This window comes from Streptomyces sp. NPDC049585 (assembly GCF_040675615.1).
GTDB classification, from domain to species: Bacteria; Actinomycetota; Actinomycetes; order Streptomycetales; family Streptomycetaceae; genus Streptomyces; species Streptomyces luteosporeus.
This window is the reverse complement of the sequence record NZ_JBFAPE010000005.1, coordinates 82,997-99,231: the sequence shown is the minus strand read 5'-3', so window position 1 is coordinate 99,231 and position 16,235 is coordinate 82,997. Positions and strand designations below refer to the sequence as shown.

At 71.7% G+C, this 16,235-nt stretch carries 12 protein-coding genes; 7 read left to right on the top strand and 5 right to left on the bottom strand.

Annotation, left to right across the window (positions count from 1 at the left end):
- The first annotated feature begins 20 nt into the window (after window positions 1-20).
- A complete protein-coding gene (locus tag AB0K17_RS07995) occupies window positions 21-1,010 on the top strand; it encodes an alpha/beta hydrolase (protein ID WP_365964719.1) in 990 nt (329 codons plus the stop codon).
- A gap of 48 nt (window positions 1,011-1,058) precedes the next feature.
- On the opposite strand, the gene phsA is transcribed toward AB0K17_RS07995, so the two are convergent.
- The 3 genes from phsA to AB0K17_RS07980 all read right to left on the bottom strand — a co-directional run bounded on the left by phsA (window position 1,059) and on the right by AB0K17_RS07980 (window position 6,899).
- Complete coding sequence (phsA, locus tag AB0K17_RS07990) at window positions 1,059-2,846, bottom strand: O-aminophenol oxidase PhsA (RefSeq protein ID WP_365964718.1); 1,788 nt, start codon at window positions 2,844-2,846, stop codon at window positions 1,059-1,061.
- A gap of 101 nt (window positions 2,847-2,947) precedes the next feature.
- Entirely contained in the window at window positions 2,948-4,411 is a 1,464-nt protein-coding gene (locus AB0K17_RS07985; protein WP_365964717.1) for a glycoside hydrolase family 47 protein, read from the bottom strand.
- A 127-nt stretch (window positions 4,412-4,538) separates the two neighbouring features.
- On the bottom strand, window positions 4,539-6,899 hold the full coding sequence (locus AB0K17_RS07980) for an MMPL family transporter (RefSeq protein ID WP_365964716.1): 2,361 nt from the start codon (window positions 6,897-6,899) through the stop codon (window positions 4,539-4,541).
- Between the two features lie 255 nt (window positions 6,900-7,154).
- Here AB0K17_RS07980 and AB0K17_RS07975 point away from each other — a divergent pair, with 255 nt between their 5' ends.
- The 6 genes from AB0K17_RS07975 to AB0K17_RS07950 all read left to right on the top strand — a co-directional run bounded on the left by AB0K17_RS07975 (window position 7,155) and on the right by AB0K17_RS07950 (window position 15,291).
- Window positions 7,155-7,535 carry a VOC family protein gene (locus AB0K17_RS07975; RefSeq protein WP_365964715.1) on the top strand — a complete coding sequence of 127 codons (381 nt, stop codon included), beginning with the start codon at window positions 7,155-7,157 and terminating at the stop codon, window positions 7,533-7,535.
- A 407-nt stretch (window positions 7,536-7,942) separates the two neighbouring features.
- On the top strand, window positions 7,943-9,421 hold the full coding sequence (locus tag AB0K17_RS07970) for an amino acid permease (RefSeq protein ID WP_365964714.1): 1,479 nt from the start codon (window positions 7,943-7,945) through the stop codon (window positions 9,419-9,421).
- Window positions 9,422-9,741: 320 nt separating this feature from the next.
- Window positions 9,742-10,383 carry a hypothetical protein gene (locus AB0K17_RS07965; RefSeq protein WP_365964713.1) on the top strand — a complete coding sequence of 214 codons (642 nt, stop codon included), beginning with the start codon at window positions 9,742-9,744 and terminating at the stop codon, window positions 10,381-10,383.
- A gap of 260 nt (window positions 10,384-10,643) precedes the next feature.
- Window positions 10,644-12,701: a phosphocholine-specific phospholipase C gene (locus AB0K17_RS07960; protein WP_365982487.1), complete on the top strand. Its 2,058-nt coding sequence runs from the start codon at window positions 10,644-10,646 to the stop codon at window positions 12,699-12,701.
- A gap of 168 nt (window positions 12,702-12,869) precedes the next feature.
- Window positions 12,870-13,913 carry an alpha/beta hydrolase-fold protein gene (locus tag AB0K17_RS07955; RefSeq protein WP_365982486.1) on the top strand — a complete coding sequence of 348 codons (1,044 nt, stop codon included), beginning with the start codon at window positions 12,870-12,872 and terminating at the stop codon, window positions 13,911-13,913.
- A gap of 199 nt (window positions 13,914-14,112) precedes the next feature.
- Window positions 14,113-15,291 (top strand): Ig-like domain-containing protein, encoded by a 1,179-nt coding sequence (locus tag AB0K17_RS07950; RefSeq protein WP_365982485.1) that lies wholly within the window; start codon window positions 14,113-14,115, stop codon window positions 15,289-15,291.
- A gap of 45 nt (window positions 15,292-15,336) precedes the next feature.
- Here AB0K17_RS07950 and AB0K17_RS07945 read toward each other — a convergent pair whose 3' ends face one another.
- Together AB0K17_RS07945 and AB0K17_RS07940 are read right to left on the bottom strand one after the other, a co-directional pair.
- A complete protein-coding gene (locus AB0K17_RS07945) occupies window positions 15,337-15,639 on the bottom strand; it encodes a hypothetical protein (RefSeq protein ID WP_365967696.1) in 303 nt (100 codons plus the stop codon).
- Between the two features lie 99 nt (window positions 15,640-15,738).
- Window positions 15,739-16,194 (bottom strand): hypothetical protein, encoded by a 456-nt coding sequence (locus AB0K17_RS07940; protein WP_365982484.1) that lies wholly within the window; start codon window positions 16,192-16,194, stop codon window positions 15,739-15,741.
- Between the last annotated feature and the right edge of the window lie 41 nt (window positions 16,195-16,235).

The window sequence follows — 16,235 nt, the reverse complement described above, 5'->3', positions numbered from 1 at the left end:
GGCGGACAGCAGGAGGGCATGTGACCGGCGCGGTCGAGCACAGGGACGTAGAGGTCAACGGCATCAGGCTGCACATCGCCGAACAGGGGCAGGGGCCACTGGTCCTGCTCCTGCACGGCTTCCCGGAGAGCTGGTACTCCTGGCGGCACCAGTTCGCCCCACTGGCCGCCGCCGGCTACCGCGTGGTCGCCCCCGACCAGCGCGGCTACGCCCGCAGCGAGCAGCCCGACGACATCGGCGCCTACACCATGGCGCACCTGACCGGCGACGTCGTCGCCCTGATCCACGCGCTGGGGGAGGAGCGCGCCGTGGTCGTCGGACACGACTGGGGCGCGCCGGTCGCCTGGACGACCGCCCTGCTGCGCCCGGACGTCGTCCGGGGCGTGGCAGGGCTGAGCGTCCCGCCCGTCCCGCGGGGCACCCAGCCCCCGCTGCCGGCCCTGCGCGCCCTCCTCGGGGACGGCTTCTACCAGATCTACTTCCAGGAGCCCGGCCGCGCCGACGCCGAGCTCGTGCAGGATCCCGCACGCACCTTCCGCAGCCTGCTGGCGGGTGCCTCGGGCCAGAGCCCGGCCACCGACCCGCCACGCCCCTGGGTGGTTCCCCAGGGGCAGACCCTCCTGGACACCATGCCGGAGCCCAAGGAACTCCCCGCGTGGCTCACCGAGGAGGACATCGACACCTTCGTGCGGGAGTACGCCACGCACGGCGAGCGGGCCTTCACCGGCGGCCTCAACTGGTACCGCAACATCGACCGCAACTTCGAGCTGCTCGCCCCCTTCGCCGGCCGCCGCATCGAGGTGCCCGCCCTCTACGTCGCGGGCGACCGCGACCTGGTGCACTCCTTCCCCGGCATGGACGTCGTCCTCGCCTCCCTGGACCAGCAGCTGCCCCGACTGCACCGCAGCCTGACCCTCCCCGGATGCGGCCACTGGACCCAGCAGGAGCGCCCCCAGGAGGTCAACGAGGCCCTGCTGGACTTCCTCGAACACCTGCCCACCGAGGACTGACGCCCTCAGCAGCAGACGAGAGGGGCGGCCATCCCCACCGGAGCCGATTCAGCCGCCGTGACCGGCGTGGTGGGGGTGGCTCTCCGCGCCCCCGTGGTGGAACCGCATCACCTCCGGCGGCATCACCACGAACGGCCGCATCATCCCCATGTCCTCGTGCTCCAGCAGGTGGCAGTGGTACATGAAGCGGCCCTTGGCGCCGTGGAAGCGGCCCAGGACGCTCACCATCTGCCCGGCCGGTACGAGGACGGTGTCCTTCCAGCCCGCCTCGGTCGGTGCCACGGGCACCGTGCCGGTGTGCTGCAGCGGGGTGCGGGTGCCGCCCAGCGCCGGGTCGAAGGCGGTGCCCGCCGGATACAGGTCGCGGCGCAGGATCTGGAAGTCCACCAGGTGGATGTGCATCGGGTGGTCCGGGCCGCCCAGGTTCACGAAGCTCCACTGCTCCCAGCCGTCGTGCTCGACCATGTAGCCGAGCGCGTCGTCGAAGGCCCGGGCGCCCCTGACGTACGTGTGCAGGGTGCCGTCGGCGCCCTGCAGCTGGATCACGCCCGTGCCGGGCGCCGTCACCGAGCCGTCGGTCACCGGGTGCATCTCCCACAGCTCCGGGTGGGCACTGCCGTCCGTACCGGGCGGGGTGATGACGACCAGCCGGTGGCCGTGTCCGGGAGCGTCGTCGTGGGTGATCCGCCGGAAGGACGGCGAGAGCACCTGCGGCAGGACGAAGGAGTCGTGCACTGCTGCGGCTCCCACGCGGAACTGCATCACCTGCGGGTGACGCACGCCCGCGGTGTCGTCCACCAGTCGCAGCCTGCGGCCCCGCAGGGCGCGGAAGTCGGCCAGCAGGTCGATCCGCTCGGCGGGCGCCACCGGCAGCGGCGCGTCCAGCGCGAGCGGGCGGGGCAGCAGCCCGCCGTCCGTGCCGATCTGCCACAGCACGCCCTGCACCGGCTGCCCGCTCTCGTCGTCCACCAGCCGCAGCCGGTAGCCGCGCGCGTTCGCGGCGTTGAGCAGGCGGAAGCGGTACCAGCGGGCACCGACGTCCAGGTGCGGCCAGATGACGCCGTTGACCAGGGTGTACGGGCCGGTGAACGCCCGGGTGACGTTCCGCCCGTGCGCGTCCTGCCCGAGCACCACCGTCTTGTGCAGCAGGGCGCCGGTCAGCCGGCCGTGCCCGTCCTGGTCGAGGTTGCGGTCCTGCAGGATCAGCGGGATCTCCCGCTCGCCGCGGGGCAGCCGCAGCGCGTCCTCCTCCTCGTCGCGCACCAGGTACATCCCGGCCAGGCCCGCGAAGACGTTCCAGCGGGTGATGTCCATGGCGTGGTCGTGGTACCACCAGGCCACCGCCGGATGGTCGTTGGGGTACTCGGACAGCTGGCTGTCGCCGGGCGAGACCGCGTTCTCCGCCCAGCCGTCGTTGCCGCCGCCGGTGCGCGCGCCGTGCACATGGGTGACCGCCCACGGCGGCAGTGCGGCCACGCCCGCCAGCGGCTCGGCGCCGCCGCGGCCGGGCACGTCGGCCGGGTCGGGCGCGCCCGGCACGGGCGGGACCTCCACGGCCACGACCGGGTGCGGCCCGGTCAGCCGGTTGGTCCAGGCCACACGCAGCCGCCGGCCGCGGCGCACCTCGATCGTCGGCCCCGGGAAGTGGCCCTCGTAGGTCCACATGCGGGTGGGCGGCAGCTGGGAGTGCAGGCGCACCCAGGTGGTGGTCAGTTCGATCTCGATGCCGCGCAGCGCCTCGGTCCGGCCGGGCCGCAAAACCGGCGGCACGCGCAGCGCGTCGAGGAAGGGTACGAGCTCGGCAACGGCTTCCTGTTCGGTGACAGCAGTGGACATGCCACGACCCCCGTGGATTCCCCCGTACCGCCGGCCGTCTCCGGCGGCAGCTCTCGTCCCACAGGACGCCGTCAGGGGTGCGACGGTTGCCCGATCACGCGTCAGGACCGGGTGCGCCGCAGCCCGCGCAGCACCTTGCCCTCGGTGCTGAGGTAGCCGGTGCGGTAGTCGAAGCGCGGGGTGCCGGAGAACAGCAGGTAGAGCCACTTGAAGTTCTCGGCGAAGACGTACGCGGGGCAGTGGTCGCCCTTGGTCATGGGGCGGCGGGTGAGGTCGGTCACCACGGCGTAGCCGCCGTCGACGCGGTGGTGTTCGCGCAGGTTCTCGAAGTACTGCCAGGCGGTCCGGCGGTAGGAGGGGTCACCGGTCTGCCAGTACAGCTCGAAGGCGCAGTTGGCGTACTCCGGGCGCAGCAGGTTGCGCCGGTCCAGCGCGGCGAGCCGGCCGTAGTCGATCAGCTCGGGGATCACCTCGTACTTCTCCAGTACGGCCGTCCACGAGCGGTAGTAGTCCGCGGCCAGGGAGTTGGCGCCGCCCACCGGCAGGATCGCCACGGCCAGTGAGGACTGGCGGCGGCCGAGCGCCTCCCCGGTGCGGAAGTCGACGTGGCGGAACCACAGCCGGCCGTCCACCCGCTCGGCCTGGTACCGCTCCAGGGAGGCGGCGAACAGGCGGAACCAGTCACGGCAGTCCCGGTCGCCGAACATCTCCCAGGCGCCCCACAGGTATTCGTAGAAGGAGTCCACGGGCGGGTCGACGCCGATGCCCTCGCGGTCGGTCCACTCGCCGGTCTCCACGTTCATGGCGGTGGCGATCAGGTCCAGGGAGGAGCGCCGCTCCACCACCGCGCCCAGCGCCCGCTTGGCGGCCCGCCGGTAGCGCGCGTCGCCGGTCAGCTCCGAGAGGACCCCGAACTCCAGGATGTTGGAGCCGATCTCCGCCACCGGAAGGACGGCGCCCGAGACACGGCCGGTGCGCAGGTTGACGAAGCGGTAGGGCATGCCCGTCGGCGAGCGGGTGAAAGCCGGCAGCATCCGGTCGGCGAGGTCCGCGGCCAGCTCCAGCAGGGTGCGCGCCCCGGTGGCGGCGTACCCCGCCAGCAGCCCGCCCACCAGCCGGATCGTGGCCTCGAAGACCTGGAAGTCGGCGTCGAGGTCGAAGTCCAGCCGGTCCTCGATCCACCCCACGCACTCCTCGACCTCGGCGTCCAGCCCCATCACGTACAGGGTGTCGAGCGCCTCGACGATGGACAGGCCCACCGGCCGGCCGCGGGCGAAGAACTCCTGGTGCCCGCCGGAGAGCGGCAGCAGCTCGTCGTGGCCCCAGGCGTGGCGCTTGTAGCCCTGCCAGGCGTGCACGAACTCCGCGCGGATCTCGCGCGCGCGGTCCGGATCGGGTTCCACGGCCCGGGTGCTCATGTGCCCCCGGGGGCCGCCCGCCGGCGGGCCCGGCTCCGCCGTGGCACGCGCCACCGGACCGCCGACCGTTCCCAGACCGCCGGCGGCCGCAAGCGCACGGAGCAGCCGGCGGCGGGTCGGTCGTGCCGCGAGTGAAGTGCTGATCATGACACGCAGGCCCTCCTGAGCACCGGCCCCGGACCGCGGGCCGTGATCGCAGTATGCGGCCGGGCGACGGCCGTCCCCGGCAGGCGCGGCGGATGTCACCCCGTGCAGGCGCGCATCCCGGTGCCGTTCAGCGCACGGGCGTCCGCCCGGGCGCGGGCACCGGGCACGCGCCCGCCTCCGCGACGGGGGCGCCCGGGCCCGTACGGCTGCGTGCGGCAGGCCACCAGTTGGCGCGGCCGGCCAAGGACATCACGGCGGGCACCAGCAGCGCCCGCACCAGCGTGCAGTCCAGCAGGACGGCCACGGCCAGCCCGAAGCCCATCAGCTGCAGCATCACCAGGTCGCAGGCGGCCAGGGAGGCCATGACGACGGCGAAGACCAGCGCGGCGGAGGTGAACAGGCGCGCGGTGCGCTGCAGTCCGACGGCGACCGCCGTCCCCGTGGGCGTGCCGCGCCGGTGCTCCTCCAGAATGCGGGAGAGGAGGAACACCTCGTAGTCCATGGACAGTCCGAAGGCCGTGCAGAACATCACCGCCGGGATGATCACGTCGGTGGTGGGCGGCCCGTGCAGGGGGCCCAGCAGCGCCTCCAGCCGGCCCTGCTGGAAGACCGCGACGACGACGCCGAACGTCGCCGCCAGGCTCAGCCCGTTGAGCAGCACGGCCTTCAGGGGCACCAGCACGCTGCGGGTGTAGGCGAACAGCAGCACGAGCGTGGCGGCCACCGTCAGGGCCACCGCGGCCGGCAGCCGGGTGCCCAGCGCGTCCTCGGTGTCGGTCAGCCGCGCTCCCGGGCCGCCGACCAGGGCCGCCCGCGTCGGGGCCGGCTCCTCGCGCAGTCGCTGGGTCAGCAGCCGGCCGTCCGGGGACAAGGCGGAGGAGGCGCTCGGCGTCACGCTCAGCCAGGTGCCGGCCGGGCCGGTGAACCCCGCCGCCCACGGCCCGCCCGCTCCGACGTGCCGGCCGCCGCGGTAGACCCCGGTCGCGGTGCTCACCTGGCGCACGCCCGGCAGCCGGGACAGCCGCCTGGCGTAGGCGTCCACCGCCGCGGTCGCCCTGGCCGGCGCCGGCCGGGCCGCCCGCGTGGCCCGCTCCTGCACCGGGGAAGCCGGGGAAGGCGGGTAAGGCGGGGAGGCCAGGGAAGCCGGGGAAGGCGCCCCCGGTCCCGCCACCCGCACGCCCGGCAGGACGACGCTCGCGGCGTTGCCGCCGTCCCCGGCGAAGCCGGTGCGCAGCCGCTGCGAGGCCCGGGCCACCGGAGAAGAGGGCGGCAGGATCCGGTCGTCGTACATCCCGAACCGGGCCTGGGCACCGGGTGCCGCCAGCAGCCCGAGCAGCAGCAGGGCGCCCACGGCGACCGCGGCGGGCCGCCGGGCGACCCACATCGCCAGCCGGTACCAGCGGCCCTCGGCCACCTCCCGGCCCGCCCCGCGGCGCCAGCGGGCGAACAGGTCGTAGCGGTTGACCCGCTCGCCCAGCAGCACCAGCAGCACCGGCAGCAGCACCAGGGCGCCGGCGGCCGAGCACAGCGCCACCGCCGCCCCGCCCAGGGCCAGCGACCGCGTCAGCGGCAGCGGGAAGACCAGCAGGGCGCCCAGGGCCGCGGCCACGGTGATCGCCGAACAGGCCACCGCGCGCCCCGCGGTGGCGAGCACCCGCTCGGCGGCCCGCACCGGGCTCGCACCGGCGGCGAGCTCCTCCCGGTAGCGGCTGACCATCAGCAGGCAGTAGTCGACGGCCAGGCCGAAGCCCAGGGCGGTGGCGATGTTCAGGACGAACACCGAGACGGTCGTCACCTCGCTCAGCAGCCGCAGCAGCGCGGTGGTGGTGACGACGGCGAACGCGCCGACCGCGACCGGCAGCAGGGCCGCCACCAGACTGCCGAAGATCCACAGCATGATGAGCAGGACCAGCGGGGCGATGACGATCTCGGCGATCATGGCCCCGCGGGTGCTCAGGCGCTCCATCTCGGCGGAGAGCGCCGCCTCGCCGGCGACCGAGACCCGCAGCGGTCCCGCGCGCCCGCTCTCGCGGGCGGTGATCGCCTTGGCCGCCGCCAGCACGGCCTTCTCGTCCCCGCGGAAGCGGATCGCCACCGTGGCGCTGCGCCCGTCGCGGCTGCGCAGCTCCGCGAGGGAGCGCGGCCAGTAGCCGTGCACCCAGGCGGTGCGCGGGTCGCGGGCGAGGCGGTCGCTGAGCGCCCGGCCCTCGCGGGTGGCGGCGGGCGCGTCGACGCCCTGCGGCGCGGTGGCCAGCAGCACCAGGTGCGGCTGGCCGGCGCCGAAGCGGGTGGCGAGGAAGGCGTCGGCGCGGGTGGAGGGCGCGTCGGCCGGTGTCCAGCCGCCGGGGGCCAGGCGCTCGCCGACGCCGTGGCCGCCGACGGCGGCCGCGAGGGCCACCAGGCACAGCGCGAGGAGGAGGCCCACGGCGCGGCGCGGAGTGCGCAGGGCGCGGGAGAGGGGGAACCGCTGGGTCCGGTGGAGGAGCATCGCGGGGCGTCCTTCGCGGATTCGGGCGGGGTGAGGGAGGCGGCAGGGCCGAGGGAGGCAAGCGTAGTAATAAATGCTCATCAGGCCGACATTTGCGGCATTGCGGGCGCGGCGTAGGCGGATCCGCCCTTTGGCCTGGGCGGACGGGCTTAGGCCGAAGGTCCGATGTGAGGGGTCGTCAACCCGCGTAGTGTCATGGGTGCAGACAAGGAACGGCCCTTACAACAGGGATGACACACCCAACGAGGAGCAGCCGTGAACGTCCATCTCGACCACACCGTCGTCAACAGCACCCACCGCTTCACCGGAGCCCGTTTCCTCACCGAGCTGCTCGGCGCTCCCGACCCGGAGGTCAACGGCCCGTTCGCGGCCGTGCGCCTGGAGGGCGGCGTGACCATCGACTACGCCGACCACATCGTCCCGGCCGGCGAGATCGTGCCCCAGCACTTCTGCTACCGGGTCACCGACGAGCACTTCGACGAGATCTTCGCCCGGGTCCAGGAGCGCGGGCTGGAGTACTGGGCCGACCCGTACCACCGCACGCCCGGCGAGATCAACCACCTCGCCGGCGGCCGCGGCTTCTACGTCCTCGACCCCGACGGCCACAACGTGGAGTTCCTTACGCGCACCCACTGACGACGGTGACGTTCCGTTGTCGCACCCGGTCGGGCAGGCCCGGGTGATCAGCGGAAACGGCTCCGGCAACCGCGGATGATCAATCGCGTAGCGTAACTGAACGGATAAATCAAGTTCCGGTTAACTCTTGACGCCGTGCTTATGCGCCTCTCACCATTCACGGCATGAACGTGTCCGACAACCGGTGCAGTGCCGCACGCCCGACGCCCTCGCGTCGCCGCGTGGGCGCTGCGGTTGTCGCGCGGTTAGCGCACCCGGCCTGAACCGGCTGCTCCGCGTACGTTCCAGCTCCCCGCGAGCGGCATCGCCTGCCGCCTCGCGGGTTCCGGGCGCACGAATGATCACCCCCACGATCGCCGCTTCGTGCCGCCCGGTCCTGCCCCCCTCCAAAGAAGGCGAAGCACTACATGAGTGACCGCACCCTCACTGCGGCCGACCCCCAGCTCGACGCGCCCGCTGCCGCGGCGTCCGCGCATGTCGACGCCGGCGACGCGGGCTACAGCAAGGACCTCAAGTCCCGCCACGTCAACATGATCGCCATCGGTGGCGCCATAGGCACCGGCCTCTTCCTCGGTGCCGGTGGCCGCCTCGCCAGCGCGGGCCCCTCCCTCTTCATCGCGTACGCCGTCTGCGGCCTCTTCGCCTTCTTCGTCGTGCGGGCACTGGGCGAGCTCGTGCTCTACCGCCCGTCCTCCGGCGCCTTCGTCTCCTACGCCCGTGAGTTCATGGGCGAGAAGGGCGCCTTCACCGCCGGCTGGCTCTACTTCCTGAACTGGGCCACCACCGGCATCGCCGACATCACGGCCGTCGCCACGTACACGCACTACTGGCACATGTTCAGCAGCATTCCGCAGTGGGTGCTCGCGCTGATCGCCCTGGCCGTCGTGCTCACGGTGAACCTCATCTCGGTGAAGTACTTCGGCGAGATGGAATTCTGGTTCGCGATCATCAAGGTCGCGGCGATCACCATCTTCATGGTCGTCGGCATCTTCCTGCTGGCCAGCCAGCACAAGGTCGGCGAGACCACCCCGGGCCTGGCCAACATCCTGGACCACGGCGGCATCTTCCCGACCGGCATCATGCCGATGCTGATGGTCGTCCAGGGCGTCGTCTTCGCCTACGCCTCCGTCGAGCTGTGCGGCGTCGCCGCCGGTGAGACGAAGAACCCCGAGAAGATCATGCCGAAGGCGATCAACTCGATCATGTGGCGCGTGGGCCTGTTCTACGTCGGCTCGGTCATCCTGCTCGCGGTGCTGCTGCCGTACACCGCCTACCACGCCGGCGAGAGCCCCTTCGTCACCGTCCTGTCCAAGATCGGCGTGCCGTACGCGGCCGGCGTGATGAACCTCGTCGTCCTGACCGCGGCCCTCTCCAGCCTGAACTCCGGCCTGTACTCCACTGGCCGCATCCTGCGCTCGATGGCCATGTCCGGCTCCGCGCCGAAGTTCACCGGCCTGATGAACAAGGGCCAGGTGCCCTACGGCGGCATCCTGCTCACCGCGTTCTTCTGCGTGCTGGGTGTGGGCCTGAACTTCGTGGTCCCGGCGGACGCCTTCGAGATCGTGCTGAACTTCGCCGCGATCGGCATCATCGGCACCTGGGGCATGATCATGGTCTGCTCCCTGCTGTTCTGGCGCCGCTCCAAGGACGGCCGGGTCACCCGCCCCGGGTACAAGCTGCCCTGGGCGCCCTACACCCAGATCGTCACGCTGGTCTTCCTGGCCGGTGTGCTGGGCCTGATGGCCTCCGAGCCGGGCGCGGGTCGCACCACGGTGCTGTGCCTGCCGCTGATCCTCGCGGCCCTTGTCGGCGGCTGGTTCCTCGTCCGCGGCCGTGTCGAGCGCACCAAGCGCGAGGCCGAGCCGCAGGCCGTGGAGGCCGGCTGAGCCCTCCCGAGCGGGCGGCGCCGAGCGCGCCGCCCGCAGGCCGCCCCCGGCGGCGTCCCCCGGCGGTCGCCGGGGGACGCCGCCGGGGGCTTTTTCGTTCGCCGGGGCAACCGAGTTTTTCCGCAGAATGTGACATTCGCAATTCCGTAAGCACCGGCAAGCGGCTTCAATTCTAAGATCGGAATTCCCCGAATTCCCGCTCCGACCTGGGAGGCTTGACCTTCCGGCCGGATAATGCTGAGGTTAAGGAGCGCCTAAACAAAGGCGTCCCATCTCGTCGAGAAAGACCTTGCCCTTTGCAGGTTGTTTGGAGCAATCACGTGGCCGCTCTGCCGTCGGAATCGTCCCTGACCGTCGTTCCCCCGCTGCGGGCGCCCCGTGCGCTCCGTCCCACCACCGCCCCCGTCGGCCGGCACGCCCGGCCCAGGCTCGGCCTGTACGACTCCTGGCGGACGGTCGGCGCCGCCGGCGCGGCCGTCTGCGTCGCCTGGGCCGCAGCCGTGTGGGTCGCCATGCACCTGCAGGCCGACGCCTCGCTGCACTCCGTGGCCCTCTTCGTCCACCTGTCGACCCTCGTGCTCGGCTTCGGTGCCGTCCTGGTGGCCGACTACTGGGGCCTGCTGTGGATGACCGGACGCTGCACCCTCACCGAGGCCCTCGGCAGCACCAGCCGCCTGCACGTGCCCATCTGGGCCGGCCTGGTGGGCCTGGTCTTCAGCGGCCTCTTCCTGCACCCGAACCCCTTCGCGACGCCCACCCTGATCAAGATGGTGCTGGTCCTCGTGCTCACGCTGAACGGCCTGCAGGCGGGCCTGCTGGACCGCCGCATGGCCGAGCAGGCCGAGCGGCGCGCCGGCGGCCCGACCAACGCCCTGCTGGCCTGGGGCGGCGCCACGGCCGTCATCTCCCAGATCTGCTGGTGGGGCGCCGTGATCATCGGCTTCCGCAACAGCACCCGCTGAGCGGCCCCCGACCCCGCATCGAAGGGCAGGCAGGCGCACCCGCGCCCGCCTGCCCTTCGCGCATGCCTGCCTCACGCATCCGCGCGCGGCGCGGTCCGGACCAAGGGCGCGTCCCCGCCCTTGCCGCGCGCCGCTGACCTGGCTGTTCGCCCCGCGTACCGTGTCGCGTCACACGGCTGATACCAGGTCTTCCCCGGCTCCGGATCCCCTTGGAACACTTCGCTGGCTTCCCTCCCTCTCACCCAAGAGGTCATCCGGACATGGCAGAACTCAACCGGCGGCGCTTCCTGCAGATAGCCGGGGCGACCGCCGCCTTCTCGGCGCTCTCGGGCAGCATCGACCGCGCCGCGGCCATCCCCGCCAGACGGCGGACGGGCGGCATCCAGGACGTCGAGCACATCGTCGTCCTCATGCAGGAGAACCGTTCCTTCGATCACTACTTCGGCTCGCTCGCCGGAGTGCGCGGCTTCGGTGACCCCCGGCCCATGGTGCTCTCCGGCGGCAAGGACGTCTGGCACCAGAACTCCGGCGGCAAGGACGTGCTGCCCTATCGGCCGGACGCCGAGGACCTCGGCATGCAGTTCATCGAGGGCCTCAACCACGACTGGGCCGGCGGCCACAAGGCGTGGAACCAGGGGAAGTACGACCAGTGGATCCCCGCGAAGTCCGCCGGCACCATGGCCCACCTCACGCGCGAGGACATCCCCTTCCACTACGCCCTCGCCGACGCCTTCACCGTCTGCGACGCCTACCACTGCTCCTTCATCGGCGCCACCGACCCCAACCGCTACTACATGTGGACGGGTCACACCGGCAACGACGGCAAGGGCAAGGGCCCCGTCCTCGGCAACGAGGAGGCCGGCTACGCCTGGACCACCTACCCCGAGCGCCTGGAGAAGGCCGGCGTCTCCTGGAAGATCTACCAGGACGTCGGCAACGGCCTGGACGCCGCCGGCTCCTGGGGCTGGATCCAGGACGCCTACCGCGGCAACTACGGCGACAACTCGCTGCTGTACTTCGACCGCTTCCGTGACGCCAAGCCGGGCGAGGCGCTGTACGAGAAGGCCCGCCGGGGCACCGACGTCGGCAAGGGCGACGGCTACTTCGACGTCCTCAAGGCCGACGTCGAGGCCGGCCGGCTCCCGCAGGTCTCCTGGATCGTCGCCCCCGAGGCCTTCTCCGAGCACCCGAACTGGCCGGCCAACTACGGCGCCTGGTACGTCTCCCAGGTCCTCGACGCCCTGACCGCCGATCCCGAGGTGTGGAGCAAAACCGCCCTGTTCCTCACCTACGACGAGAACGACGGCTACTTCGACCACGTCGCCCCGCCCTTCCCGCCCGCCTCCGCCGCCCAGGGCCGCTCCACCGTGGACGTCTCCCTCGACGTCTTCCGCGGCAACGCCCACTACGCGGCCGGCCCCTACGGCCTCGGCCAGCGCGTGCCCATGCTCGTCGTCTCGCCCTGGAGCACCGGCGGCTTCGTCTGCTCCGAGACCTTCGACCACACCTCGATCATCCGCTTCATGGAGCAGCGCTTCGGCGTGCAGGAGCCCAACATCTCGCCCTGGCGCCGGGCCGTGTGCGGCGACCTGACCTCCGCCTTCGACTTCCGCCTCACGCAGACCCGGCCCGCCTCGCTGCCGGACACCGCCGCGTACGCGCCCAAGGACCACCAGCGGCACGACAGCTACGTGCCCAAGCCGCCGGCCACGCCGAGCCTGCCGGTGCAGGAGCGCGGCACCCGTCCCACCCGCCCGCTGCCGTACGCCCCGCTGGTCGACGGCGCGGCGACGCCCTCCACCGGGCGTTTCACGCTCACCTTCAGCGGGGGAGAGGCGGCCGGCGCCTGCTTCACCGTCGCCGCCGGCAACCGCACCGACGGCCCGTGGACGTACACCGCGGAGGCGGGCAAGAAGATCTCCGACACCTGGAACACCGCCTACTCCCACGGCGTCTACGACCTGACCGCCTACGGTCCCAACGGCTTCCTGCGCACCTTCCGCGGCTCCGGCACCACGGCCGGACCGGAGATCACCGCCCGGCACGACGCCCGCACCGGCGGCCTGGAGCTGACCGTGACCAACGTGGGCAGCGGCACCTGCCGCCTGACCGTCACCGACGCCTACGGCGGCGCCCGCCGGGCCCTCGCGGTGCGCGCGGGTCGGCGCGTCGTGCACCACCTCGACCTGCACCACGGCAAGCGCTGGTACGACGTGACGGTCACCTGCGAGGGGGACGCCACGTACCTGCGCCGCTTCGCCGGACACGTGGAGAACGGCGAGAACGGGGTGAGCGACCCGGCCATCGCCACGCACTGACCCGCGGCCGCCCGGGCCGTCCCGCCGCACCCGCGGCGGGACGGCCCGATGTGCTTTTTGACCATTGTGTGACGGCAGGAACCCCTGCCGTCACACGTGACATCACCACTTCCGGAAACACGTTCATGGCGCCCCGGACGGGCGCAGCAAGACCCCTGGAGTGTCGTGATGCCCCTCTCGCGCCGCAGGCGCCGGCTCTGGCTGGTGGCCCCTCTGGTCGTTCTGGCTCTGGTGGCCTGGCCGGTGCTGAATTTCTTCGACGTCTTCTCCGACAAGGGCGACCCCGTCGACTTCGGCAAGGGCGGCGGCAAGGGCGCCGCCGGGACGCTCATGCCCACCGGTCCGCAGGCCGACTTCCGTGTGGAGAACACGCTGGGGGACGGCACCAAGATCGCCCGTACCACGCTGCACGGCAAGAAGTCCGGCTTCACCGGCGACGTATGGGTCTGGGCGCCCGAGCAGTACAAGGACGCCAAGTACGCCAACAGCGGCTTCCCGGTGCTCATCGCGCTGCCGGGCGGCGCGGGCTACCCCAGGAACTACTGGATGGGCACCAACCTCAAGCTGCAGTCCTCCATCGCCCAGTGGTCCAAGGAGGGCAAGTCCCTGCCCTTCATCGTGGTCATGCCCGTGCTCAACCCCGAGAACCACGACGAGGACCCCAAGGACCCCAAGCTCGGCCGGTACTGGGACGGCAGTGACATCCCCGGCCAGCCGAAAATGGGCACCTGGCTCACCGAGGACGTCCCCGACCTCGTCAAGGCCAACTTCCGGACGCTGACCTCGCGCGACGGCTGGGCGTTCATGGGCTCGTCCACCGGCGGCTTCGCGGGCCTGAAGTCCGTGCTGAAGAACCCCGACAAGTTCAAGGCCGTCATCGCCTCCGGCCCCGACATCGTCCCCGACTCCCTGCTGTGGAACGGGCACGAGAAGGAGAAGCAGGAGAACAACCCGGAGAAGCTCGCCCCGCAGCTCGTCGCCCGCAAGGGCCCGGACGTCTACCTCGCCTTCCAGGTCGGCACCAAGGAGAAGAAGGCGATGGCCGCGGCCAAGAAGTTCATCGCCTCCTACGGGAACAAGGGCCCCGTCCACACCATGCTGCGGGAGATACCGGACGGCGAGCACAACGCCGCCACCTACGTCCCGAGCATGGGCGAGGGCCCCATCCAGTGGATCAGCCAGCACATGCAGGGCCCCACACCGGCCCCGTGACGGACGGTCCGCCGGCGCTCCCGCCCACACCCGCAGACAAATGTTTCTTTCTGCGTGCAACCGTCCAAGCGCACAGATCATCTGTAGAGGTGTGGTGGGGGCGCCGCCGGACTGTTCGGACATCGTGCGGCGGTTCGACTGTGGACGTGTCCGCCGCGCAGCTCACGACACTGACAGACAGCTAGAAAGGTCGACACACGTGCACGTCGCATCGGGCCGTCGCACCGCCCTGGTGGCATCCGCTCTTCTGGGCTCCATCGCCCTCACCGCCTGCTCCGGGGGCTCCGGCAGTGCGGATGCCGGGCCCGAGGCCAAGGTGACCGTCACTCCCGGCGGCGGCCAGGACGTGAAACTCGGCTCGCCGATATCCGTCAAGGCCGACGGCGGCCGGCTCACCGGCGTCGAGGTCAAGGACGACAAGGGCAACCAGGTCACGGGCAGGCTGGCCGGTGACGGCTCGGCGTGGACCTCCGACAGCAAGGTCGCCCCGAAGACCAGGTACACCGTGCACACCAAGGCCAAGGGCGGCAACGACGGCAAGGGCAAGGAGTCGCAGTCCACCGCCACCTTCACCACCCAGCAGGCGCCGAAGGTCAACAAGCTCACCAACACCCCCGGCAACGGCGAGACCGTCGGCACGGGCATGCCGGTCTCCATCCTCTTCGACCACCCCGTCGACGAGAGCAGGCGCGCCGAGATCGAGAAGTCCCTGACGGTCACCACCCAGCCGAAGGTGGAGGGCGCCTGGGGCTGGGTGAAGGACTGGTCCGGTCAGGACCGCATCGACTGGCGGCCCAAGGACTACTGGCCCACCGGCACCAAGGTCTCCGTCAACGGCAACCTCGCCGGCATCGACTCCGGTGAGGGCGGCTGGTTCGCCCGCAACTACGCCTTCGCCTTCTCCATAGGCGCCGACCGCAAGGCCGTCATCGACGTACCGGCCCACAAGCTGACGATGTACGAGAACGGCAAGGAGGTCGGCCACATCATGGGCTCCGCGGGCTCCCCGACCGACCCCACCCGCGGCGGCGTCCACACCGTACGCAGCAAGAACGCCGCGGAGACGATGGACTCGGCCACCATCGGCCACGGCAACGAGTGGATGCTGGACTCGAAGTGGGTCACCCACCTGACCGCCTCCGGCACCTTCCTGCACTCCGCCCCGTGGAACCAGTCCATCGGCGTGGAGAACAACAGCCACGGCTGCTTCGGCATGACCACGAGCGACGCCAAGAAGATCTACGACTTCCTGCTGATCGGCTCCACCGTCGAGGTGAAGAACACCACCAGCACCAAGAAGACGGACGTCGGCAACGGCCTGGAGGTCTGGCAGGAGACCTGGGAGCAGTGGCAGAAGCGCAGCGCGCTGAAGAAGTGACGCTGAAGAAGTGAAGCAGAAGAAGTGACGCACGAACCGGGCGGGTCAGCCGTCGGCATTGGCCTCCAGGCACGTCAGTTCTATGTCGTCGATGAGTGCCTCGTGCGTCTTGCTGGTCAGGTGGGCGATGTTCTCGATGCCGACCGCCGTCCACCCGGCCAGGCTCATCACCAGCACCCGCAGCCCGTCGGTGCCGTGCCGGGCCAGGACGTCGTCGGCGACCGCCAGCGCCTCCTGGGGCACCCGCTCCGCGGGCTCGAGCCCCACGGTCCTGCGCATCAGGCCGATGGTGACGTAGGAGATCTCCGGCGCGATCGCCCGTAACCGCCGGTCCTCGTCCTCGTCCATGCGTCGCTCTCCCTCCGCCGGCAGCCGCCGGTCGTCGCGGAGCACAGTAGGGCAGCCGGGCGGCCGGCGGGAGAGGGCCACCGCCGCGCCGGCCGGCGGTCAGCGGATCGTGGCACAGGCACGGCCGTGGGGCAGGGTCTTCTCCTCCACGTGCTCCACGCCCTCGACGCAGATCCGGTCGGGGGCGGGCAGCCGCCGGCCCGGCGCCAGGGTGTAGCGCTGGCCGTGCCGCCAGTGCCGCACGGCGCTGGTGGTGTTCAGCCCGGCCCCGTAGAGGTGGAAGTGCCCGAAGAAGTCGCCGTCGGGGGCTGGGGAGGCGGAGATCTTGGCGACGTACAGTCCGCTCCCCTCGACGATGACGCACGTCCCGCCGTCGCACACCGACGCGTCGGCCCCGGCCGGCGCGGCCGTGAGGAACAGCAGGAGGGCCGCGCCCGCGACGGCCGGCGCCGACCGCACCCGGCGGCGTCGCCCGGCCGTACGGCGGACTGCCGTACGGCGGAGTACGGCGTGAGGGCGTGCGGCGTGGCGAAGTGCTGCGGCGATGCGTCCCATTTCTCGCGTCCCTCGGCTCGGCGGTCGGTGCTCGGTCGTGA